This window comes from Streptomyces sp. 840.1 (assembly GCF_003751445.1).
Taxonomy (GTDB): Bacteria; Actinomycetota; Actinomycetes; order Streptomycetales; family Streptomycetaceae; genus Streptomyces.
The window spans coordinates 342,158-364,907 of record NZ_RJUU01000002.1; the positions used below are offsets into that span (position 1 = coordinate 342,158).

The following is a 22,750-nucleotide window of genomic DNA, read 5'->3' on the forward strand; positions in this document are numbered from 1 at the left end:
CTCCACGCGCGACCCGCGGGGACGCAACAGCACTCGCACTTCGTGACTCACCCGTCTCCGCAAAATTCTGGCCTTCGGCCGATGATTCTGCGCCATGACCGGGGCCTTGCCGCAAGCCCCCCCGTGCGCTATAAGTTCAAAGTGGCAAGGAGTGGGTTCGTGTTCACGACCCTCCGGCCGGTGCCCCGCACTTCCGGGGCCGACCGCCACGATACGGGCCCGTGGCCCGCTCTCCTCCCGCCAGGTTTCCGGCGCCCCCCCCGTGTTCCCCGACGGCGTACCGCACCGCGTTCCCCGACGGCGTACCGCACGTCCCCGCGACACGCAGGGGCGTCTGACGGCACCCGAGTGAGACAGAGGCGTCTCATGTGGGCTAATCTCGTCTCATGACTCTCGATCGTGAGCAGGTGCTGCGCAGTGCCGCCGCCCTGCTGACCCGTAAATCGACCGCCACCATGGACGAGGTCGCCAAGTCCGCCGGTATCGGCCGCGCCACCCTGCACCGGCACTTCGCCGGACGGGACGCCCTGGTCAGGGCGCTGGAGGAACGGGGAATCCAGGAGTTCGAGGCGGCGCTCGACGCCGCCGAGCTCGACCAGGGCACCTCCGAGGCGGCGTTGCGCCGGTTCGTCGCCGCCGTCGAACCGAGCGCCGGGCTGCTCTCCTTCCTCGTGACCGAGAATCAGCTCTTCGAGGGCGGCGAGGTGAACGAGGGCTGGGACCGGCTGGACGCACGGGTCTCCGCCTTCTTCCGGCGCGGCCAGGAACGCGGCGAGATCCGCATCGACCTGACCCCCGCCTGGCTGACCGAGGCCCTCTACGGGCTGATCGGCACCGGCGCCTGGGCCGTCCAGGTGGGACGGGTGGCCGCGCAGGACTTCCAGTACATGATCGTCGAGTTGCTGCTCGGCGGCGCACGCCGGAGCGTGGAGCAATGAGCAGCATGGAACAGCACCCGGAGCCCCCGACCGAGCTGCGCCGCCCCGGGCGGTGGATCGCGCTGTCCGTGCTCGTGCTCGCCGTGCTGCTGGTCGCCATCGACGCGACCGTGCTCGGTCTGGCGACCCCGTTCCTCAGCGAGGACCTGGAGCCCACCGGCACCCAGCTGCTCTGGATCGGTGACATCTACTCCTTCGTCATCGCCGGACTCCTGGTCTCCATGGGCAGCCTCGGTGACCGCATCGGCCGCAAGAAGCTGCTGCTCTGCGGGGCCACCGCCTTCGGCGCGGTCTCGGTGCTCAACGCCTACGCGATGACGCCGGAGATGATGATCCTGGCGCGTGCCCTGCTGGGCGTCGCCGGTGCCACTCTGATGCCGTCCACCCTCGCCCTGATCCGCAACATCTTCCACGACGCCCGCGAGCGGAGCCTCGCCATCGGCATCTGGGGGGCGGCGGCCTCGGCCGGTGCGGCGGTCGGACCGGTCGTCGGCGGTTTCCTCCTGGAGCACTTCTGGTGGGGCTCGGTCTTCCTGATCAACCTGCCCGTCATGGCCGTGCTCGTCGTCGTCGGGATCAAGCTGATCCCCGAGTCGAAGAACCCGGCGCCCGGACCGTGGGACCTGATGAGCGTCGGCCTCTCGCTGGTCGGCATGTTCGGAGTCGTGTACGCGATCAAGGAGCTGGCGGCGCACGGTGCCAGCTGGCCGGTCGCGCTCGCAGGCGTCGGGGGAGTGGCCGCGCTCGTCTGGTTCGTACGCCGGCAGTTCCGGCTTCCGGCACCACTGCTGGACATGAGGCTCTTCCACCACCGGGGCTTCTCCGGCGCCGTGCTCGCGGATCTGCTGACCATCCTCGGCCTGTCCGGCCTGGTCTTCTTCCTCTCCCAGTTCCTGCAACTGGTCCAGGGTCGCGGACCGCTGGAGGCGGGCCTGGCCGAACTGCCCGCCGCCGTCGGCGCGGTCACCGCAGGCCTGCTCGCCGGGACCACCGCTCGCCGCTTCTCGGTACGGTCCGTGGTGGCCGGGGGCCTCGGCGCCATCGGCCTGTCGCTGGCCGCGGTCGCCGCGATCCACAAGGAGACCGCGTACCCGCTGATCGGCGCCCTGCTGCTGGTCGTGGGCGTGGGCGCGGGCTTCGCCTTCACGGTGACCTCCGACGTGATCCTCTCCAGCGTCCCCAAGGAGCACGCGGGCTCCGCCTCCGCGGTCTCCGAGACGGCGTACGAGCTCGGCGCCGCGCTCGGCATCGCCCTGCTCGGCTCCGTCGTCACCGGGGTCTACCAGGACTTCGCCACTCCGGCGGGGGTACCGGCCGCCACTTCGTCGGCCGCCCACGAATCACTGGGCGGCGCCGTCGAAGTGGCCAAGACGCTCCCGGGGCAGCAGGGGACCGCTCTGGTCTCCGCCGCCCAGGACGCGTTCGTGGACGGGCTGCGGCTGGCCTCGTCCGTCGGCGCGGCCGTCCTGATCGCGACGGCGGTCGCGGCCTGGTACCTGCTGCGCGGCCAGGAGCTGGAGGAAGGCATCGTCCACGACTGACGCCCCGCCGGCTTCCGTCCCCTGAGCCGGACGGGTGGAACCGGTACGCGGAAGGGCCCGTACCCCCAACCGGGGTACGGGCCCTTCCGTAAGACCTGCGTGCTGTGTCCTGAGCGGGCTCAGGCTGCCTTGGCCTTCGTCGCGTACATGTCGACGTACTCCTGGCCGGACAGCCGCATCACCTCGGCCATCACGGAGTCCGTCACCGCCCGCAGCACATAGCGGTCGCGGTCCATGCCCTCGTAGCGCGAGAACTCCATCGGCTCACCGAAGCGGACCGTGACTTTGCCCGGCCGGGGCACGCCCGAGCCGCCCGGCTGGAGCTTGTCCGTACCGATCATCGCGAACGGCACGACCGGCGCCCCCGTCATCAGCGTCAGCCGCGCGATACCCGTACGGCCCCGGTAGAGGCGGCCGTCGGGGGAGCGGGTGCCCTCCGGGTAGATCGCGAACGCCTTGCCCTCGTCCAGCACCCGGCGCCCGGTCATCAGCGCCGCGACACCGCCTCGGCCGCCGTCCCGGTCCACCGGGATCATGCCGACGCCCGTGAAGAACCACGCCATCAGACGGCCCTTGAGGCCCTTGCCGGTGACGTACTCGTCCTTGCCGATGAAGTACACCGGGCGTTCGCAGCAGATCGGCATGATCATCGAGTCGATGAACGTGAGGTGATTTCCCGCCAGGATGACCGGCCCGGATCCTGGAATGTTCTCGATGCCCTCCACCCGCGGCCGGAACATCAGGCGCAGGATCGGTCCGAGCACTGCCTTGATGAGTGCGTGTCGGGACAACGGTTCCTCCGGTGTAGTGGCCGGGCCGGCCGAGCGACGGATTGAGCGGTCCATGCGGGTGAGGACGATACTCGTGGGTACTCGCTGATCGCACATCGGGTTCACGCAGTGGATACGCAGTGTTGACGTGTGTTTGCGCCACGTTGGCCCGGGTGCCGCCGTCCGGACGGCCTCACTGCCTACGCTCGGGCCCCGCTCGACAGATGCCGGACATCATATGCGAGGAGCCTTCATGACAGAGCGTGCGCACGCCACACCCGGACGACGGACCGTCATGGGCGTGGGGGCAGCGGTACTCGGTACCGCGGCCGTCGGCCTGTCCGGGACGGCGCGGGCCGCCGGGAACACCGCGGAGCGCTCCGGTGGCCACGGCGGCTCCGGACACCGCCTCGACCTGCCGGTGCCGACCGTCATCGGACACCGGGGCACCAGCGGATACCGTCCCGAACACACCCTCGGCTCGTACCAGCTGGCCCTCGACATGGGCGCGCACATCATCGAGCAGGACCTGGTGCCGACCCGGGACGGCCACCTCGTCTGCCGCCACGAGAACGACATCACCGCCACCACCGACGTCTCCGCGCACCCCGAGTTCGCGAGCCGCAGGACCACCAAGACGGTCGACGGCATCCCGCTCACCGGCTGGTTCACCGAGGACTTCACCCTCGCCGAACTGAAGACGCTGCGGGCCAAGGAGCGCATCCCGGGCAACCGCCAGAAGAACACCCTGTACGACGGCCGCTGGGAGATCCCCACCTTCGAGGAGGTCCTCCAGTGGGCCGACCGCGAGGGCCGCAGGCGCGGTAAGCAGGTCTGGCTCTACGTCGAGACCAAGCACCCCACCTACTTCCGCGGCCTCGGCCTCGGCCTGGAGGAGCGCCTCGTCAAGCTGCTGCGCCGCTACGACCGCCACCGCGCCCAGTCGCCGCTGATCCTCCAGTCCTTCGAGCCCAGCAGCATCCAGCGGCTGGCCGGGCTCGTCGCCACCCCGCGCATCGTCCTCCTCTCGGGCACCGGCACCCAGCCCTGGGACTTCACCGCGACCGGCGACCCGCGCACCACCGACGACCTGGTGAAGCCCGCCGGCCTGAAGTGGATGGCGTCCTTCGCCCAGGGCATCGGCCCGACCCTGGACCTGATCATCCCCAAGAACGCCTCCGGCGGGCTCGCCGAGCCCACCACCCTGGTGCGCGACGCGCACGCCCGGGGGCTGATCCTGCACCCCTACACGATGCGCAACGAGAACACCTTCCTGCCCGCCGACTTCCGGCGCGGCAGCGACCCGAACGCGTACGGCGACGCGTTCGGCGCCTTCGCCGCGTACTTCGCGACGGGCATCGACGGGATCTTCTCCGACAACCCGGACACGGCGCTGCTCGCGGCGGCGGACTTCGCGGGCAAGTAGCGGACAGGCCCAGGGCCTGTCGGGCGTTCGGTGCGCCGGTCCGTCAGCACCCGGCCGGGGAGTGCCCCGGTCGGGTGGTGCGCGGCCGGTTCGGCAACCGGCCGGCGGACAACCGCGTCGGGTGGGGGCATGACACTTCTCGATCTTCCCCCGGCGCCGTCCCCGCCGGCCCCTGCGGCTGTCGTCCGGACCCTGTACCCGCTGGTCAGCGCCGAGGCCGGGGCCGAGGCGGCGGCCTCGGCCACCGGCGCCGCCGTCGACCGCGCCGATCTCGAACAGGCCGTCTGGCTGCGCCTGCTGGAACGGCTGCCCGAGCAGGGGCCGCCCGAGGACGCCGCACGCTGGGTCCGGGACACCGTGCGGGGAGAGGCCCGCCGGGCCCGCCGCGCCGCCCGCAACGAACGGCCCTACCGCGACGAGCGCGCCCCCGACCCGGCCGGCTGCCCGGAACGGGCCTTCGCCGGCGCCGACGAACGCCGGGTCCTGCGTGCCGCGGTGGACCGGCTCCCCGCCCGCTGTTCACGGCTGCTGAGAGCGCTGCTCGCCCCGCACGATCCCACCTACCGGGAGATCGCAGGGGAGTTGGCTATGTCACAGGGGAGTTTGGGCCCGATCTGTTCCCGATGCCTTGGATGTCTGCGCAGAATGCTGGCGGCGGAGGTTGTAGCTCCTGAACCGCGGGGAAAGGAGCGGTAGACAACCGGCGGATCAGATGAGCGGGAGGCGTGCGCGGATGGGCATGAGCGTGATCATCTCGGCGGCGGGCACACAGGACGCCGAACAGATCTTGAAACTCCAGTACCTCAGTTTTCAGAGCGAGGCGGAGCTGTACGGGAACTACCGGATCGACCCACTCGTCCAGACCCTCGACTCGCTGCGCGACGAAATCGCCACGGACCTGGTGTTCGTGGCCCGGCTCGGCGAGGAAGTCGTCGGTTCGGTACGGGGTTCGGCGGACCGGGACGGCATCGGACAGATCGGGCGGCTCTGCGTCCACCCCAGGCTCCAGGGGCACGGCCTCGGCGCCCGGCTGCTGCGGGCGGCGGAGTCCGGCCTCGCGGAGCAGCGCGCGGCCACCCGCTTCCAACTGCACACCGGGCACCTCAGCGAGAGCAATCTGCGGCTCTACCGCCGGGCGGGTTACGCCCCCGTGGGCAACGCCACCGGCCAGGACGGCGTCCGGATGATCCTGCTGGAGAAGGAGGCCACGGCCGCCGCGTACGTGACCAGTGCCTGATCCGTCCGGCGCCTGATCCGTCCCGCGTCCGGCCCGTCCGGCGCCTACGCGGTCCGTGCGCGGCGCAGCCAGATCATCCCGGTGACCGGCAGGATCACCGGGATGAGCAGGTAGCCAGCGCCGAAGTCCGACCAGACGGTGGCGTCCGCGAACGCGGACGGCTCGGCCAGCGTCCACGTACCCACGATCAGCACCCCGGCGAGCTCGGCGGCGCAGCACACCAGCGCCGTCCTGCGCGCCCGCTCCCCGCCGCGCACCAGCGAGTACGTGATGAAGCCGTAGACCAGCGCGGCGACGGCCGACAGCACGTAGGCCAGCGGCGCCCTGCCGAAGTCCAGGATCATCTGGACGATCGCACGGGATGCCGCCGCCACGGTGAACACGCCGTAGAACCAGACCAGTACCCGGCCCGGACCGGTGCCCAGGTCGAAGGGCTTCTTCTCGCCGGTGTCCGCCGCGCGGCTGCTGTCGGTGTCGGTCACGGTCAGTTTCCCCAGATGTCGTAGAGCCGTACTTCGAGGACGGCCAGTACGACCGCGCCCGCCGCCACCGTCACCGAACCCCACCGGGTCCGCTCGCTCAGCGACAGGAAGCCCGCCGCAGGTACCGCCAGGAAGGCCCCGACCAGGTACGCGATGAAGATGGTCATGCCCTGCTCCGGCCGCTCGCCGCGGGCCAGCTGCACGATGCCCACCACCAGCTGCGCCAGCGCGAGCACCGAGACGACGGCCATCCCGATGAAGTGCCAGTCCTTGGTCGGCTGGTCCCGGTAGGCGGCGAATCCGCACCAGGCGGCGAGGGCGAGGGCGGCCACGCCGACCGCGATCGTCAGGGCGTCAAGCATGAGCCGAGGGTATTACGGGCCGGGCCGCCCGCCGCGTGCGCCCCCATGCCGGTAGCGGGCCGCCCGCCGCCTGTGTCCCCCTACCGGCACGGAGATCGTGGCCTTGGCCACAGGGCAGGGCCGGCCGGTACCGGTGACCGGCGGTGGCGCCGAGGAGCCGTTCTCCGCATCAATGCAGGTCACAGCGTTGCGTCCCGGAAACGTGGCGGCTGTCGGCACGAGGCCGGCGCACCATCCACAGTCGTCCGCTATTCGGACAACCGGTTCGGGCGGAACGTTACGTCTGTTTTACTTGGGACATGACCACGACGAGCAGCCGCACCCTTGCGACCGAGGCGATCACGACGCCCGGTGCTCGTTGTATGTGTCGAATGCGCGCCTTCTGAGGGCCCCCGCCTGAGCCTCGCGCCCCGAAGCGAGACCGAGCCGTCCGCACCCAGCGGAACGAGCCTGCTCCCGCACGCCGCCCCGCGGTCACCACCGCGCCGGGCCGTGCCGGGCCCCCGCTCGAAAACGTCCGATCGAACGTCCGAACAGCCCCACCGGACGAATGCCCCGTGCCCGGCGGACACCGCGCCGCGCACTCGACAGTGACGGAAACCCCTGTGATCACCACTACGGGCCTCACGAAGGTCTACCAGTCGCGCGACCGTGAGGTCACCGCTCTGGACGGCGTCGACCTCCACGTCCGCGAGGGCGAGGTGTACGGCGTCATCGGACAGAGCGGCGCCGGAAAATCGTCCCTGATCCGCTGCGTCAACCTGCTGGAGCGCCCCACCTCGGGCACCGTGACCGTGGCCGGCCAGGACCTCACCGCCCTCGCGGGCCGGGGCCGCCGGGCCGGCAAGGAACTGCGCGAGGCGCGCAGCCGCATCGGAATGGTCTTCCAGCACTTCAACCTGCTGGCCTCCCGCACCGTGCGCGACAACGTCGAACTCCCGCTGGAGATCCTCGGCGTCACCGGCCGCGAACGCACCCGCAAGGCCCTGGAACTCCTCGACCTCGTCGGCCTCTCCGACAAGGCCAAGGCCTATCCCGGTCAGCTCTCCGGCGGCCAGAAGCAGCGCGTCGGCATCGCCCGCGCCCTGGCCGGCGACCCCAAGGTGCTGCTCTCCGACGAGGCGACCTCGGCCCTCGACCCCGAGACCACCCGCTCCATCCTCCAGCTGCTGCGCGACCTCAACCAGCAGCTCGGCCTCACCGTCCTGCTCATCACGCACGAGATGGACGTCGTCAAGACCGTCTGCGACTCCGCGGCCCTGATGCGCGGCGGCCGCATCATCGAGTCCGGAACCGTGGGCGAACTGCTCGCCACCCCCGGCTCCGAACTCGCCCACGAGCTGTTCCCCGTCGGCGGCAGCGCCTCCGGCTCGGGCAGCACCGTCGTCGACGTCACCTTCCACGGCGAGGCCGCCGCCCGGCCGGTCATCTCGCAGCTCTCCCGCACGTACAACATCGACATCTCGATCCTGGGTGCCGCGATGGACACCGTCGGCGGCAGGCAGATCGGCCGGATGCGCATCGAGCTGCCCGGCCGGTTCGAGGAGAACGTCGTGCCCATCGGCTTCCTGCGCGAGCAGGGCCTGCAGGCCGAGGTCGTCGAGAACGCGCCCGCCGAACCCGTGCTGATTCCCGCACCGCTCACCAAGGAGGTGGCGAAGTGACCTGGTCCGAAATGCAGCCGCTGCTGACACAGGGCACCGTCGACACCCTCTACATGGTGCTGTGGTCGGCGGTCGTCACCGTCCTGGTCGGACTGCCGCTCGGCGTCCTGCTCGTCCTCACCGACAAGGGCGGACTGCTGCGGAACACCCCGGTGAACAAGGTCATCGGCGTGATCGTGAACATCGGCCGCTCGCTGCCGTTCATCATCCTGCTGATCGCCCTGATCCCGTTCACCACCTGGGTCGTCGGAACCTTCATCGGCCCGACCGCGATGATCGTGCCGCTCGCCGTCGGCGCCATCCCGTTCTTCGCCCGGCTCGTCGAGACGGCGGTCCGCGAGGTCGACCACGGGCTCGTCGAAGCCGTCCAGTCCATGGGCGGATCCATCCCGACGATCGTCCGCAAGGTCCTCCTGCCGCAGGCGCTGCCCTCACTCGTCTCCGGTGTCACCACCACCGTCATCGTGCTCATCGGCTACTCCGCGATGGCCGGCGCGGTCGGTGGCGAAGGACTCGGCTCCAAGGCCGTCACCTACGGATTCCAGCGCTTCGACAACCAGTTCATGCTCATCACCGTCGCGCTGCTGATCGTCATCGTGACCGTGATCCAGCTGGTCGGCGACACCGCCGTACGCCTGCTGGCCCGCCGCGGCCGCACCACCTCCTGAGACTTCCCTCCCCGAGCCCGCACTCCTTGTCCGGGCGTACCACCATCACCACCTGAAAGAGGCACTCTTCGTGCGCAAGAACATCAAGATCACCGCAGCTGCCGCCGCCACCGCCGCCCTCGCCTTCGGCCTCACCGCCTGCGGCACGGACTCCGACCCGGCGTCCAAGAGCGAGACCGGTGCCAAGGCCGACACCTCCAAGGCCCTCGTCGTCGCCGCGTCCCCGACGCCGCACGCCGACATCCTGGACTTCGTCAAGAAGAACCTGGCGGAGAAGGCCGGCCTCAAGCTGGAGGTCAAGGAGTTCACGGACTACGTCCTGCCGAACACCGCCACCGAGACCGGCCAGGTCGACGCCAACTTCTTCCAGCACCAGCCCTACCTCGACGACTTCAACAAGAAGAACAACACCCACCTGGTCTCCGTCGGGACCGTGCACCTGGAGCCCCTCGGCCTCTACTCCAAGAAGGTCAAGAAGGCCGGCGACATCAAGTCCGGCCAGACCATCGCCGTGCCCAACGACACCACCAACGAGGGCCGCGCACTCCAGCTGCTCGCCGGCAACGGCCTGATCACCCTCAAGGACGGCGTCGGCACCAGCGCCAAGCTGAGCGACATCACCGACAAGAAGGGCCTCAAGTTCAAGGAGCTGGAGGCCGCGACCGTCCCCCGCGCCCTGAACGACGTGGACGCCGCCGTCATCAACGGCAACTACGCCATCGAGGCCAAGCTCAAGCCCGCCACCGACGCCCTCGCGATCGAGAAGGCCGACGGCAACCCGTACGCCAACATCATCGCCGTGAAGAAGGGCAACGAGAAGGACCCCCGAGTCCAGAAGCTCGTGAAGCTCCTGCACTCCGACGAGGTCAAGAAGTTCATCCAGGACAGCTACCAGGGCTCGGTCATCCCGGCCTTCGGATCCGCAGCCAAGTCCTGACCCCCGCACGGCATTTGCCCGACGAGCCCCGCACACCCCGCCCGGGTGTGCGGGGCTCCGCCGTGCGGACCCGCCCATGCACAGGTCCGGCCCGATGCTGCATGCTGTGCCTTTACACGGTCTTCGGCATGGAGCTGCGCATGACTTCCACCTTTCCGGACATCTCCATCAGCACGGATCGGTTGGTGCTGCGCCCCTTCGACATGGCGGACGTCCCCGCGTACATCGAGATGATGAACGACGAACTCGTCACCGCCTGGACCGAGGCACCCCAGCCCTACACCCAGGTCGACGCCGAGCGCTGGGTCCGCAGGATCGCTCCCGCGCAGCGCACCAAGGGCGACGGCATCGTCTTCGCCGTCACCGAGTTCCTCACCCAGCGCCTCGTCGGCTCGGTCCGGCTGCACAACACCGACTGGCGGACCCTGGCCACCGAGGCCGCCTACATCACCGCCCCCTGGGCGCGCGGCGAGGGATACGCCACCGAGTCCGTGCTGGCCCTCGCCCAGTGGCTCTTCCGCGACCAGGGCTTCGAGCGGATAGAGCTGCGCACCGCCGCCGACAACACCGCCTCCCAGCAGGTCGCCCAGAAGCTCGGCTGCATCAGCGAGGGCATCCTGCGCAACGCCCGGATAGCCCGCTCGCAGACCGAGGACGGAGGATGGGCCGACATCAGGACCGACCTGATCGTCTGGGGCCTGCTCCCCGAGGACCTGGAGGGAGTCGCCGAGCAGCTCGCCGACGCCGGTGGATACGGTACGTACAACGACTGGAACTGACCCTTCCCCCGTTCGGCACGCACCGGCACGGACCGGGTGAACCCGCCGTGACCGCCCCGGGGCGACCAGCCCCGCCTGCGACAACTCCAGGAGACTGACGAAAGATGGCCGACCGGGTCACAGTGATCGGCTGGGACGGCTCACCACTGACCAGAGTGGCCACCGCCGCGCTCTCGGCCGCCACCCTCGTCGCCGGAGCCGCCCACCACCTCGCACTGCCCGAGGTGCCGCCCGGCGCCGAACGGATCCGGCTCGGCTCGATCGACCTGGCCGCCCGGCGGATCGCCGGCCACCGCGGCAGCGCCGTGGTCCTCGCCGACGGCGACCCGGGGTTCTTCGGAGTCGTACGCAGTCTGCGCGCGCCCGAGCACGGCCTCGAAGTCGAAGTGGTGCCCGCCGTCTCCGCCGTCGCCACCGCCTTCGCCCGCGCCGGTATGCCCTGGGAGGACGCCCAGACCGTCGTCGCCCACCCCCGCAACCTTCGCCGCGCGGTGAACGTCTGCCGGGCCCACCACAAGGTCGCCGTCCTCACCTCGCCCGGTGCCGGACCCGCCGAACTCGCGCTGCTGCTCGAAGGCGTCCACCGCACGTTCGTCATCTGCGAGGAACTCGGCACCACCCGCGAACAGGTCACCGTCGTCACCTCGGAGAAGGCCGCCGACCACGTCTGGCGCGACCCCAACGTCGTCATCGTCATCGGCGGCGGCCCCGAACAGCGGGCCGACGGAGCGTGGATCGCGGGCCGCCACCCCGCCTACCCCCAGGGCGTACGCGGCTGGGCGCTGCCCGCCGACGCCTACCGCGGAGACGGACCGGGCCCCGCGGGGGAGAGCGGCGAGGGCGAGACCCCCGGACTGCGCGCCGCCCAACTCGCCCACCTCGGCCCCCGGACCGGCGACCTGGTCTGGGACATCGGCTCGGGCAGCGGCGCCCTGGCGGTGGAGGCGGCCCGATTCGGCGCCGCCGTCCTGGCCGTGGACAGCGACCGGGACGCCTGCGCCCGCACCGCGGCGGCGGCACGGTCCTTCGGCGTCCAGCTCCAAGTGGTCCAGGGGCGCGCCCCGCACGTGCTGGAACGGCTGCCCGAGCCCGATGTCGTACGGATCGGGGGCGGCGGCGTCCCCGTCGTGACCGCCGTCGCCGACCGCAGGCCGGAGCGGATCGTGACCCATGCCTCGACCCGGGACGAGGCCGAGGCGCTGGGCGCCGCCCTCACCGAGAACGGATACGCGGTCGCCTGCTCGCTCCTGCAGTCCGTCGAACTCGACACGTCCGCATGGTCGGAGCGCGAACGCTCGGTCGTCTTCCTGCTGTCCGCACTGCGTTCGGACCTCGCCCCCTGACCCTGCCCGCACACGGCGGGAGGTAGGCTGGCCGATCGTTGCACCGCGCCCGGATCATCGTCGCTTCGTTCGTCAATGTCCGGAAAAGGGGACCGTTTTGGCCCCCGTTGTGGTACGGCGGAACCGGGGGATGCGCAACGTGGCGCAGTCCACAGCGAGCCGTGGCGAAATGAGCTGCCGCGGCGGCGAACGACCGCGAGAATGCAGTATGTCCGCGACCGTTTCGTGCCGCGCGGCGCGCCGGCTCGTTCCACTGGACGAGCGCCTGTGTGCCGTGTTCGGGCGTCCCGGACGATGGGCCGAAGGAGCACTGACGATGGGCGAGGGGTACGCATGAGTGACACCGGCCAGATCCCGGGCGAGGGACTGCCGGAGAACGCAGGCATGGTGGAGCAGCCGGGCATCCCCGCCCCGGACGGCTACACCTTCCTCGATCCCTCCGAGCAAGCTCCCGAGGACGACGACCTTCTGCTGATGCCCAGCCCCCAGGGCGCCTGGAGCGAGCCGCAGGCCGCCCTGCCCGAGCAGGGCGGCTACCAGCCGCGGCCGGCGGGCGACGGCAGCCCGGTGCAGAGCCAGGGCGCGGTACCGGCCCAGGGCTCCGTGCAGACCCAGGGCCCCGTGCGGCTGCAGGAGCAGGCACAGGTCCAGGTGCCCGCGTACGCCATGCAGGCTCCGGCCGAGCCCCTTCCGCCGGCCGGCCCCGGGACCCACGAGTCCGGCGGACGCGACTCCGGCGCGGTCGACCTCAGTGCTGTACGCATCCCGTCGCCCGTCCCCGCTCCGGCGCAGGCGCAGGTGCCGGTGGCCCAGGCGCCCGTGCGCCGGCCGCTGCACCGCGGCCCGGCCTCGCCCGAGCCGGGATACGGCGGTACGTCGGGCGGCGGCGTGGTCCGTTCGCTCGCCGACCGGGGGCCCGCGGGCACGCCGCAGCCCCAGGCCCAGGCGCCCGCTCCGGCACCCGCGCCCGCACGGCACGCGGGACCGGCCACCGCCGAGCCCGAGTACTTCGAGCTGACGGCCGAGGAGTCGGCCGCGCTGCCGGGCCCGCAGCTCGGCGAGATCCCGCCGCAGGGCGTGAACCAGTGGGCCGCCCAGTCCCCGCAGCAGGCCGCCGCACCGGCGGTGGCGCAGGAGCCGCCGGCAGAAGCAGAAACGGTCGTCCCGGAGGCCGCCGCCGAGCCCGCGCCGGCCGAGCAGCCCGTCGAGCCCGCGCCCGCCCCCGAGCCGGTCGTGGCCGAGGAGCCCGTCGCCGTACCGGTGGTGGCCGAGACCCCGGTGGTGTCTGTTCCGGCCGAGGCCGTGCCGGAGCAGGAGCCCGCGCCGGCGCCGGTCGAGCCGGTTGCCGGAGCGCCGGCTGCCGAATCGCCGGTCGCCGACGTGCCCGTCGCCGAATCGCCGGTTGCTGACGTGCCGGTTGCCGACGTGCCCGTTGCCGAAGCGCCGGTTGCCGACGTGCCGGTTGCCGAGACCCAGGTCGTCGAGGCCCCGGCTGCCGAAGCCGCGCCGGTGGATGCGGCGCCCACCGAGGCAGTTCCCGCCGAGGCGGCTCCCGCCGAGGCGGCTCCCGCCGAGGGGGTGGCGACCGCCGAGGTGGCTCCGGCAGACCCGGCGCCGGTCGACGCGCCGCCGGTGGAGCCCGCGCAGGACGGCGCCTCCGTGGGCGGGTTCGTGGCGGCGCAGGGTTCGCTGCCGACCGCCCCGCAGCCGGCCCCCGCGTCGGTCGTTGAACAGCCGGAGGAGCCGGAGGGGCCGGAGGCGGTCGTGGAGCCCGCTCCCGAGGCCCGAGCGATCGCCATCGAGCCCGTGGCTCCCGAGGCTGCGGAGGTGGCGGAGCCCGCCGATGCGGCAGTGGCGGAGCCCGCCCCCGAGGCCGAGACGGGCCCCGAGGTCATCGAGACCCCTGACCTGACCGACAGCACCGAGGCCGCGCCGGTACAGGCGCCGGAGACCGGGCACGCCGTCGTACAGCCCGAGCAGGCCGTACCGCAGAGCGCCACGGAGCCGGTGCAGCCCGAGGCCGTACTGCCGGAGCCCGTGGACGCCGTCCGTACCGAGGACGTCCCGGACGCTCCCGAAGCGCCCGAGACCGTCGAAGCACCTGGGGCGCACGACGCTGCTGAGGCACCTGAAGCGCCTGAGGCCGAGGAAACGCTCGTCACCTCGCCGCCGGCGCCCGGCTACGACGACGCCGAGCGCGAGGCCGTACTGCGCGTCATGCGTGAACGCCGCGACATCCGCAACGGCTTCCGCAGCGACCCGGTCCCGCACGAGGTCCTGCTGCGCGTCCTGGAGGCGGCGCACACCGCGCCCAGCGTCGGGCACTCGCAGCCCTGGGACTTCGTCGTCATCCGTTCTGCGGAGACCCGTCGTTCCATGCACGAACTGGCGCAGCGCCAGCGCGACGCGTACGCCAAGTCGCTCCCCAAGGCGCGGGCCAAGCAGTTCAAGGAACTGAAGATCGAGGCGATCCTCGAGACCCCGGTCAACATCGTCGTCACCGCCGACCCCACCCGGGGCGGCCGCCACACCCTCGGCCGGCACACCCAGCCGCAGATGGCCCCGTACTCCTCGGCGCTCGCGGTCGAGAACCTCTGGCTCGCCGCGCGGGCCGAGGGCCTCGGCGTCGGCTGGGTCAGCTTCTTCGACGAGCGCGAGATGGTCCGTTCGCTCGGACTGCCCGAGCACCTCGAAGTCGTCGCGTACCTCTGCGTCGGTTACGTGGACGAGTTCCCGGAGGAGCCCGAACTGATGCAGGCGGGCTGGTCCAAGCGCCGCCCGCTGTCGTGGGTCGTCCACGAGGAGACGTACGGCCGCCGCGCCCTGCCCGGCGAGGAGCCGCACGACCTGCTGCAGGAGACCATCTCCAACATCCGGCCGCTGGACGCCAAGGCGCTCGGTGAGGCCTGGGAACGCCAGAAGCGGATGACCAAGCCGGCCGGTGCGCTCGGCATGCTGGAGATCATCTCGGCGCAGCTGTCCGGGCTCTCCCGAATGTGCCCGCCGCCGATCCCGGAGCCCGCGGCCGTCGCGATCTTCGCGGGCGACCACGGCGTGCACGCCCAGGGCGTCACCGCGTGGCCCCAGGAGGTGACCGGCCAGATGGTCGCCAACTTCCTCGGCGGCGGCGCGGTCTGCAACGCCTTCGCGGCCCAGGTCGGCGCCGAGGTGTGTGTGGTCGACGTGGGCGTCGCCTCCGAGCTGCCCGCGACGCCGGGCCTGCTGCCCCGCAAGGTGCGCGCCGGGACGGCCGACTTCACCACCGGACCCGCGCTCACCCGCGAGGAGGTCCTCGCGGCGATCGAGGTCGGCATCGAGACCGCCCGCGATCTGGTCGCGGCAGGCAACAAGGGCCTGCTCACCGGCGAGATGGGCATCGCCAACACAACGGCATCGGCCGCCCTGATCTGCGTGTACACCGGGATGGACGCGGCGGAGGTGACCGGTCGCGGCACCGGCATCAACGACGAGATGCACGCCCGCAAGGTCGATGTGGTCCGCCGTGCGCTGGACCTGCACCGGCCGGATCCGGCCGACCCGATCGGCGTGCTCGCCGCCGTCGGAGGCCTGGAGCACGCCGCGATGGCCGGCTTCCTCCTCGGCGGTGCCTCGCTCCGTACGCCGGTCATCCTCGACGGCGTCAGCGCGGGCGCCGCGGCCCTGGTGGCCCGTGCCATCGCGCCGGAAGCCCTGGCGGCCTGCATCGCGGGCCACCGCAGCGCCGAACCCGGCCACGTCGCCGCGCTCAACAAGCTGGGCCTGCGTCCGCTGGTCGACCTGGACCTGCGCCTGGGCGAGGGCACGGGCGCGCTGCTGGCGCTGCCCATCGTGCAGAGCGCGGCCCGCGCGATGCACGAGGTGGCGACGTTCGACTCGGCGGGCGTCACGGAGAAGTAGCACGCGGCAGCGGGGGCTCCGGGGCAGCGCCCCCGGAGCCCCCGCACCACGCCGGGCCCGGCCCGACAAGCCCGCCGTGCCGGACACACGCCTCGCCGGGTCGGACCACCAGGCTCGCCGGCCGGGCACAACAAGCCCCGCCGGCGTGTGAGGCGCGCATTCCGGGGCGGAGCCCCGGGAGGGCGGCCGCCGCACCCCGCCACCCCCACCCCGTATCGTGGACCCCGCTCCACCCCGTCCACGAAACCGCACGTCACCGCCGCTCCACCGCCGCAGCGGCCCGCACCCCGCACCGCACGAGGAGCCCGCACCGCCATGGCCGAGCACGCCGTTCACCCCGCGTACCCCGTCGGACTGCGCCTGAGCGGGCGCCGCGTAGTCGTCGTCGGTGGCGGCCAGGTCGCGCAGCGCCGCCTGCCCGCCCTCATCGCGGCCGGCGCGGACATCGTCCTCGTGTCGCCGTCCGCCACCGCCTCCGTCGAGGCCATGGCGGACGCGGGCGAGATCCGCTGGGAACGCCGCGTCTACGCCGACGGGGACCTCACGGACACCTGGTACGCGCTCATCGCCTCTGACGACACCGCGGCCAACGACGCCGCCTCCGCCGAGGCCGAGCGCACCCGCACCTGGTGCGTCCGCAGCGACGACGCGGACGCCGCCACCGCCTGGACCCCCGCCACCGGCCGCAGCGAGGGCATCACCGTCGCCGTGCTCACCACCGACGGGCAGGGCCGCGACCCGCGCCACTCCGCCGCCGTCCGCGACGCCATCGTCGAGGGCCTGCGCGACGGCACCCTCGCCGCACCCCACCACCGCACCCGGACCCCCGGCGTCGCCCTGGTCGGCGGCGGCCCCGGCGACCCCGACCTGATCACCGTCCGAGGCCGCCGGCTCCTGGCCGAGGCCGACGTCGTCATCGCGGACCGGCTCGGCCCGCGCGACCTGCTGGACGAACTGCCCCCGCACGTCGAGGTGATCGACGCCGCCAAGATCCCGTACGGCCGCTACATGGCGCAGGAGGCGATCAACAACGCGCTGATCGAGCACGCGAAGGCCGGCAAAGCCGTCGTCCGGCTCAAGGGCGGCGACCCGTTCGTCTTCGGACGCGGCATGGAAGAGGCCCAGGCGCTCGCCGCCGAGGGCATCCCGTGCACCGTCGTCCCCGGCATCTCCAGCTCGATCTCGGTGCCGGGCGCGGCCGGCATCCCGGTCACCCACCGCGGGGTCGCCCACGAGTTCACCGTCATCAGCGGCCACGTCGCCCCCGACGACGAGCGTTCGCTGGTCGACTGGGCCGCCGTCGCCCAGCTGCGCGGAACCCTGGTCCTCCTGATGGCCGTCGACAAGATCGGCGCCATCGCCCGAGCGCTCATCGCCCACGGCAAGGCCCCCGACACCCCCGTCGCACTGGTCCAGGAAGGGACCACGGCCGCCCAGCGCCGCGTCGACGCGACGCTCGCCACCGTCGGTGAGCGCGCCGCGGCCGAGGAAGTGCGCCCGCCGGCCGTCATCGTCATCGGCGACGTCGTCGCGGTCGGCACGGCCACCACGGGAAGTTCCGCCGAGTAACCATCGGTAACGGATCTTCCTCCAGACCGTTGGCACCACACACCCGACAAGGCAGTATCAACCTGTGGCTGATCTCATCACCGTCGACGACCCCGACGACCCCCGACTGCGCGACTACACCGGCCTGACGGACGTCGAGCTCCGCCGCAGGCGAGAGCCCGCCGAGGGCCTCTTCATCGCCGAGGGCGAGAAGGTGATCAGGCGCGCCAGACAGGCCGGCTACGAGATGCGCTCCATGCTGCTCTCGGCGAAGTGGGTCGACCTGATGCGCGACGTCATCGACGAGGTACCGGCCCCCGTGTACGCGGTCAGCCCGGAGCTGGCCGAACGCGTCACCGGCTACCACGTGCACCGCGGCGCCCTGGCGTCCATGCAGCGCAAGCCGCTGCCCGCCGCCGACGAACTGCTGCGCACCACCCGCCGCGTGGTCGTCATGGAGGCCGTCAACGACCACACGAACATCGGGGCGATCTTCCGCAGCGCGGCCGCCCTCGGCATGGACGCCGTCCTGCTCTCCCCGGACTGCGCCGACCCGCTCTACCGGCGCTCGGTCAAGGTCTCGATGGGCGCGGTCTTCTCCGTCCCGTACGCCCGGCTCGACACCTGGCCCAAGGCTCTGGAGACCGTACGGGAGGCGGGCTTCAAGCTGCTCGCCCTGACGCCCGACGAGAAGGCCAGCAGCATCGAGGAGGCGGCGCCCCACCGGATGGACCAGGTGGCCCTGATGCTCGGGGCCGAGGGGGACGGCCTGTCCACCCAGGCCCTGGTCGCCGCCGACGAGTGGGTCCGCATCCCGATGGCCCACGGCGTCGACTCACTGAACGTGGGCGCGGCGGCCGCGGTCGCCTTCTACGCGGTGGCCACGGGCCGTCCCGAGAGCTAGGGCCTTTCGTTTGGATCAGGCCGGATCAGGGAGCGGTGTCCGGTGCGTGCGGCTGCAAGGCGGAGGAGGGAGTCAATGCGGAGCATTGGCGACCGACGACAACGCCGCAGGTGTGCGTGCCGGACACCGCGAGCCCGGCATGATCCAAACGAAAGGCCCCAGGGCCTGCCGCCGCCCGGCCGCCCTTCGGGCGACGACGCAGTTTGAAGACAGGCCCTGGCGCCTCTCTTTTCGATCAGGCCGGGCCGCCACCGGCTACTGCTCGCTCGGGCCCTGGCTCTGGCCCGGGTGCACGCCCTGGCCCGCGCCGAGGCCGCGCGCCGGCCCCTGGCAGCCCTGGGCCGCCGCGATGCCCAGCGCCACCAGCAGCGTCACCACGACGAAGACCACGAGCCGCTGCCGCAGCAGCCGGGGATTGGCCGGACGCCGTCCGGTCGAGGTCGTACGGGTACCGGGCCGGGTGCCAGGCCTGCCGTTCGTCCCGTTCGCACCCTGCGGGCGCTTGCCGGAACCGGTCGTGCCGCGCGGCCGGCGGTCCGGGCGCGAGCCGCCGGTGCGGGGCGAGGCGGGCCGGGGCGGCGCGGTCTGCCGGTTCTGCGGGCGCGACACCGGGGCCGGGCCGGGCGCGCGCCGGGTGTGCTGCTCGGTGTACGGGCCGTCGAGCCGGCCGGTCGGCCGGTCCGCCTCCTGCGCGGAGCGCTGGGCCGGGGGCCGGCTCTCGTGCAGCCCCTGCGCCTCCCGGGCAGCGATCTCCTTGAGGCGCATGGAGAGTTGGAGCGTGCTCGGCCGCTCTTCCGGGTCCTTCGCCAGGCAGGCGCTCACCAGCGGGGCGAGCGCGTCGTGCACGTCGTACAGCTGCGGTTCCTCGTGGACCACGCGGTACAGCATCACCTCGGAACTGCCGTGCCCGAAAGGTGAATCGGCCATCGCCGCGTACGCCAGCGTGGCGCCGAGCGAGAAGACGTCCGTCGCGGGCGTCACCGCCGCGCCCCGCACCTGCTCGGGGGCGAGGAAGCCGGGCGACCCCACCGCCGTACCCACGTGGGTGAGGGTGGACGCACCGGTCGCCCAGGCGATCCCGAAGTCGATGATCCGCGGGCCCTTGGGGGAGAGGAGGATGTTCGACGGCTTCAGGTCGCGGTGGACGACCCCCGCCTCGTGCACCGCCACCAGGCCCTCGGAGAGCGCCGCCCCGATCGAGGCCACCTCGGCGGCCGACAGCGGGCCCTCCTCGGCCACCTTGTCGTGCAGCGAGGGGCCCGGGACGTACTGCGTGGCGAACCACGGGCGCTCCGCCTCCAGATCGGCGGCCACCAGCCGGGCCGTGCAGCCGCCGCGGATCCGCCGGGCGGCGGACACCTCACGGGCGAACCGCGAACGGAACTCCTGGTCCTCCGCCAGATCCGGGCGGATCACCTTCAGCGCCACCCGCTGTCCGCGCCGGTCCGAGCCGAGGTAGACGACACCCATGCCGCCCGCCCCGAGCCGCCGGTGCAGCCTGAACGAACCGACGACACGCGGGTCCTCGCGCCGGAGCCGCATCATCGCCATGTCTGCCCATCCCCGCTGCCTGGTCCGCCTGACGAGGCACAGCTTACGTACCCGCCGCCCGGGGTGCTCAGAGGCCGCGCCCTCGCCGTCCAATCGATTGTCAGTGCCGGGTGAGAAACTTGAGGAGTGGTCAGGGAGCCGCAGATCCAGGCTCCACGGCCCGTGCGAGATCTCAAAGGTCCGTCGCAGAAGGGGGATTGGATCAGTGAAGGGCGATCGAGTCGAGATAGTCGTGGACGCCGGGGACACGACCCGTACCTACGAAATGGTGGCCTCCAGAGCGGGCCGCCGGGTGGAGACAGCGGTCCGTCGGGGGGTGGTCGAAGTGAGTGAAGTCACGAGGAACGGATCAGTGGTGCGGACCGCCCGCTTCATGGCGACCAGGGTGCTCGCCCTGGTCGAACAACCAGTACCCAGGGAGGACGCCTCCGAGCGTCCACTCGGGGATGACCCCAGGGCCGGCTAGCGTCTTTCGTTCGGATCACGCCGGACACCGCGAGCCCGGCACGATCCGAACGAGAGGCACTGGGTCCGTCTCCACCCAGGGGAGTACGCCGACTACCCACGGCTCATCCTCCGGGAGGCCCGGCATTCGGTACGCGGGCATGACGCCGCCCGTCCGCCGGATACCTAGTGTTGAAGTCATGCGGCGGGCGTCGCACTCGTCCCCCGAGGCCAAACGCCCGCCGCTCCACATCAGGTCAGGAGAGGAACCATGGCGGACACGGCAGCGCGGAGCATGATCCGCACGCAGGGACGCAAGGCTTATGCCTCGTTCGGCAGCCGCCCGTCGTCCGGAAAGCGCCATCCGCTGGTGGCGACGGCCATGGTTCTTCCTCTGGCGGCCCTGCTCGTAGTCGTCTTCGGCGGCTGGGAAGCGGTGGTCACACAGGCGTCGTCCGTGGGCGTGATGCTGGGGCGCTGAGCGGCGCCCCGGGTCCGGAAGAGCGGTTCGGACCGGGACATCCGGCCAACAACCCCGTGGGGACGGGGGTGCGGCGGACGGCAGCGTTTGTCCGGTCAGCTGGGGAGCTGACCGGACATCGCGCTGTCCGGGGCCTTTCGCGAGCCCTTCGCGCGGGCGGGCGGCCGACCGGGCCCGGCACGCGGCCGGTGCGGGCGACCCGCGTACGCTCCTCGGCGGGTTCGGCGCCGGCCGGACCGGCAGATCCTGCACCTCCGGGGGAGACCGTGACCACCGCACTCGTACGCGCGCTGGGCGCCCTCGCCCACGAAGCGGCCCATGCCCCCGCCCCGGCCGGCTGCGACTGCCCGCCGCCCGCCGTGCTCGCGGACCGTGCGGACGGCACCGTGGTCCGCAGCGGCGCATTCGTCGCCAAGGCCCACGCCCCCGGTACGGACACCGCCACCCTGGCCGCACGCCTCGCGCTGGCGGCCCGCCCCGCCCTGGCGGACGTCCTGCTCGCTCCCCTGCCCGTACCGCCCCCCAAGGGCCCGGTGACGGCCGCAGGGCCTCCCTCCCCGCTGTCGCCGTACCTCACCGAGCTCCACGGCCGCCCGGTCACCCTGTGGCCCCACGGGGAGCCCGTGGACCCGCAGGACCCGGACGCGGCGCCGTGGGAGGAGGCCGCCGCGCTCCTGGCCCGCCTCCACAGCACAGCGCTCCCGGCTTCCGCGCCTCCGGCTTCCCCGCTCCCGGCCGGGCGGCCTCCCGCTGCGGCGCTTCCCGCCATGCGGGGGCCCGTCAAGGCCGCGCTGGCCGTGGACCGGATGCGCGCGGCACGTCCGGGGGAGCCGTCCACCGTCCCCGTGCTCGCCGCCTGGCAGCGGCTGCCCGCCTGGGCCCGTGGCGAGGCCCCGGCCCCCGCGCACCGCGCCCGCTTCCTCTGCCACGGCGATCTGCACCTGGGCCAGCTCGTCCGGGAGCCGGCCCCGCCCGGCCGCTGGCTGCTGATCGACGTCGACGACGCGGGCTCCGGCGACGCCACCTGGGACCTGGCCCGGCCCGCCGCCTGGTACGCGGCCGGGCTGCTGCCGCCCGACGTCTGGTTCCGCTTCGTGGACGCCTACCGGGTGGCCGGCGGGCCCGCGCTGTGCGCGCAGGGCGATCCCTGGCCCGAGTTGGACGTCGCCGCCCGCGCCCTGACCGTACAGACCGCCGCACTGGCCCTCGCCAAGTCCGCCGCGCAGGACAGGGATCCGGATGAGGTGGAGGGGATGATGATCGAGGCCTGTGCCCGAATTGCCGCTCTCCCGCCCGAGTTGGCCACCGAGCCCGCGTCGTAGGGTGAACCGACCGTCGGCGGGCACGCATTCCGGCGACGGCTAACCGACGGCGAGGAGTGAGCCCGAACATGCAGTGTCCCAAGTGCCACGCACCGATGCACACGTACAACCGCAACGGCATTCAGATCGAGCAGTGCAGCGGCTGCCGGGGGATATTCCTGGACTACGGCGAGCTGGAGTCCCTGACGCGTATGGAAGCGCAGTGGACGCAGCAGGCTCCGCCCCCGCCGCCCGCCCCGCAGGCCTACCCGTCTGCCCCCGCGCCCGCCTGGGGCGCCCCGCACCAGCAGCAGCACCACGGCGGCGGTCACCACGGCCACTACCGGCAGAAGAGCTTCGGCCGGATGCTCTTCTCGTCCTGACCCGGCCGGCCCCGCGTCGCGGACCGGACGGCACCCGTCCGGTCCGCGACACGGGCGGGTACGGAAACGACGAAGCCCCGGTCGTCGAGACGAC

At 72.4% G+C, this 22,750-nt stretch carries 21 protein-coding genes; 17 read left to right on the forward strand and 4 right to left on the reverse strand.

The genetic code is table 11. The annotated features are described in order from the left end of the window. Window positions 1-386: 386 nt before the first annotated feature. A complete protein-coding gene (locus EDD93_RS27840) occupies window positions 387-938 on the forward strand; it encodes a TetR/AcrR family transcriptional regulator (RefSeq protein ID WP_123528253.1) in 552 nt (183 codons plus the stop codon). Beyond that, window positions 935-2,479: an MFS transporter gene (locus tag EDD93_RS27845; protein WP_123528254.1), complete on the forward strand. Its 1,545-nt coding sequence runs from the start codon at window positions 935-937 to the stop codon at window positions 2,477-2,479. Before EDD93_RS27840 ends, EDD93_RS27845 begins: the two co-directional genes overlap by 4 nt. A gap of 119 nt (window positions 2,480-2,598) precedes the next feature. On the opposite strand, the gene EDD93_RS27850 is transcribed toward EDD93_RS27845, so the two are convergent. Next, on the reverse strand, window positions 2,599-3,270 hold the full coding sequence (locus tag EDD93_RS27850; protein WP_123528255.1) for a 1-acyl-sn-glycerol-3-phosphate acyltransferase: 672 nt from the start codon (window positions 3,268-3,270) through the stop codon (window positions 2,599-2,601). A 232-nt stretch (window positions 3,271-3,502) separates the two neighbouring features. Between EDD93_RS27850 and EDD93_RS27855 the strand changes: the two genes are divergently transcribed. The 3 genes from EDD93_RS27855 to EDD93_RS27865 all read left to right on the forward strand — a co-directional run bounded on the left by EDD93_RS27855 (window position 3,503) and on the right by EDD93_RS27865 (window position 5,912). Continuing rightward, a complete protein-coding gene (locus EDD93_RS27855) occupies window positions 3,503-4,675 on the forward strand; it encodes a glycerophosphodiester phosphodiesterase (RefSeq protein WP_123528256.1) in 1,173 nt (390 codons plus the stop codon). A gap of 129 nt (window positions 4,676-4,804) precedes the next feature. Further along, window positions 4,805-5,371 (forward strand): sigma-70 family RNA polymerase sigma factor, encoded by a 567-nt coding sequence (locus EDD93_RS27860; RefSeq protein WP_123528257.1) that lies wholly within the window; start codon window positions 4,805-4,807, stop codon window positions 5,369-5,371. Between the two features lie 37 nt (window positions 5,372-5,408). Next, a complete protein-coding gene (locus EDD93_RS27865) occupies window positions 5,409-5,912 on the forward strand; it encodes a GNAT family N-acetyltransferase (protein WP_123528258.1) in 504 nt (167 codons plus the stop codon). Window positions 5,913-5,956: 44 nt separating this feature from the next. Here the strand turns inward: EDD93_RS27865 and EDD93_RS27870 are convergent, their stop codons facing one another. Beyond that, window positions 5,957-6,394 (reverse strand): hypothetical protein, encoded by a 438-nt coding sequence (locus tag EDD93_RS27870; RefSeq protein ID WP_123528259.1) that lies wholly within the window; start codon window positions 6,392-6,394, stop codon window positions 5,957-5,959. Between the two features lie 2 nt (window positions 6,395-6,396). Continuing rightward, on the reverse strand, window positions 6,397-6,756 hold the full coding sequence (locus tag EDD93_RS27875) for a hypothetical protein (protein WP_073737483.1): 360 nt from the start codon (window positions 6,754-6,756) through the stop codon (window positions 6,397-6,399). A gap of 605 nt (window positions 6,757-7,361) precedes the next feature. Between EDD93_RS27875 and EDD93_RS27880 the strand changes: the two genes are divergently transcribed. The 8 genes from EDD93_RS27880 (at window position 7,362) to EDD93_RS27915 (ending at window position 18,496) form a co-directional block, all read left to right on the forward strand. Further along, window positions 7,362-8,420 (forward strand): methionine ABC transporter ATP-binding protein, encoded by a 1,059-nt coding sequence (locus tag EDD93_RS27880; RefSeq protein WP_185092548.1) that lies wholly within the window; start codon window positions 7,362-7,364, stop codon window positions 8,418-8,420. Then, window positions 8,417-9,088 (forward strand): methionine ABC transporter permease, encoded by a 672-nt coding sequence (locus EDD93_RS27885; RefSeq protein WP_123528261.1) that lies wholly within the window; start codon window positions 8,417-8,419, stop codon window positions 9,086-9,088. The genes EDD93_RS27880 and EDD93_RS27885 overlap by 4 nt, the downstream gene beginning before the upstream one ends. A 70-nt stretch (window positions 9,089-9,158) precedes the next feature. Next, on the forward strand, window positions 9,159-10,025 hold the full coding sequence (locus tag EDD93_RS27890; RefSeq protein ID WP_123528262.1) for a MetQ/NlpA family ABC transporter substrate-binding protein: 867 nt from the start codon (window positions 9,159-9,161) through the stop codon (window positions 10,023-10,025). Window positions 10,026-10,126: 101 nt separating this feature from the next. Beyond that, window positions 10,127-10,804 (forward strand): GNAT family N-acetyltransferase, encoded by a 678-nt coding sequence (locus EDD93_RS27895; protein ID WP_123528263.1) that lies wholly within the window; start codon window positions 10,127-10,129, stop codon window positions 10,802-10,804. A gap of 104 nt (window positions 10,805-10,908) precedes the next feature. After that, entirely contained in the window at window positions 10,909-12,147 is a 1,239-nt protein-coding gene (gene cbiE, locus EDD93_RS27900) for a precorrin-6y C5,15-methyltransferase (decarboxylating) subunit CbiE (protein WP_123528264.1), read from the forward strand. A 333-nt stretch (window positions 12,148-12,480) separates the two neighbouring features. Beyond that, window positions 12,481-16,044: a nicotinate-nucleotide--dimethylbenzimidazole phosphoribosyltransferase gene (cobT, locus tag EDD93_RS27905; protein ID WP_123528265.1), complete on the forward strand. Its 3,564-nt coding sequence runs from the start codon at window positions 12,481-12,483 to the stop codon at window positions 16,042-16,044. Window positions 16,045-16,359: 315 nt separating this feature from the next. Next, a complete protein-coding gene (gene cobA / locus EDD93_RS27910; RefSeq protein WP_123528266.1) occupies window positions 16,360-17,613 on the forward strand; it encodes a uroporphyrinogen-III C-methyltransferase in 1,254 nt (417 codons plus the stop codon). 64 nt (window positions 17,614-17,677) lie between these two features. After that, window positions 17,678-18,496, forward strand: a complete 819-nt coding sequence (locus EDD93_RS27915; protein WP_024490659.1) for an RNA methyltransferase — start codon at window positions 17,678-17,680, stop codon at window positions 18,494-18,496. Window positions 18,497-18,751: 255 nt separating this feature from the next. On the opposite strand, the gene EDD93_RS27925 is transcribed toward EDD93_RS27915, so the two are convergent. Then, window positions 18,752-20,047 carry a serine/threonine-protein kinase gene (locus EDD93_RS27925; protein ID WP_123528267.1) on the reverse strand — a complete coding sequence of 432 codons (1,296 nt, stop codon included), beginning with the start codon at window positions 20,045-20,047 and terminating at the stop codon, window positions 18,752-18,754. A gap of 205 nt (window positions 20,048-20,252) precedes the next feature. Between EDD93_RS27925 and EDD93_RS40410 the strand changes: the two genes are divergently transcribed. The 4 genes from EDD93_RS40410 (at window position 20,253) to EDD93_RS27945 (ending at window position 22,656) form a co-directional block, all read left to right on the forward strand. Next, window positions 20,253-20,513: a hypothetical protein gene (locus tag EDD93_RS40410; protein WP_123528268.1), complete on the forward strand. Its 261-nt coding sequence runs from the start codon at window positions 20,253-20,255 to the stop codon at window positions 20,511-20,513. A gap of 249 nt (window positions 20,514-20,762) precedes the next feature. Continuing rightward, on the forward strand, window positions 20,763-20,972 hold the full coding sequence (locus tag EDD93_RS27935) for a hypothetical protein (RefSeq protein ID WP_123528269.1): 210 nt from the start codon (window positions 20,763-20,765) through the stop codon (window positions 20,970-20,972). A 266-nt stretch (window positions 20,973-21,238) separates the two neighbouring features. After that, complete coding sequence (locus EDD93_RS27940) at window positions 21,239-22,294, forward strand: aminoglycoside phosphotransferase family protein (protein ID WP_123528270.1); 1,056 nt, start codon at window positions 21,239-21,241, stop codon at window positions 22,292-22,294. A gap of 68 nt (window positions 22,295-22,362) precedes the next feature. Beyond that, window positions 22,363-22,656: a zf-TFIIB domain-containing protein gene (locus EDD93_RS27945; protein WP_123528271.1), complete on the forward strand. Its 294-nt coding sequence runs from the start codon at window positions 22,363-22,365 to the stop codon at window positions 22,654-22,656. The last annotated feature ends 94 nt before the right edge of the window (window positions 22,657-22,750 follow it).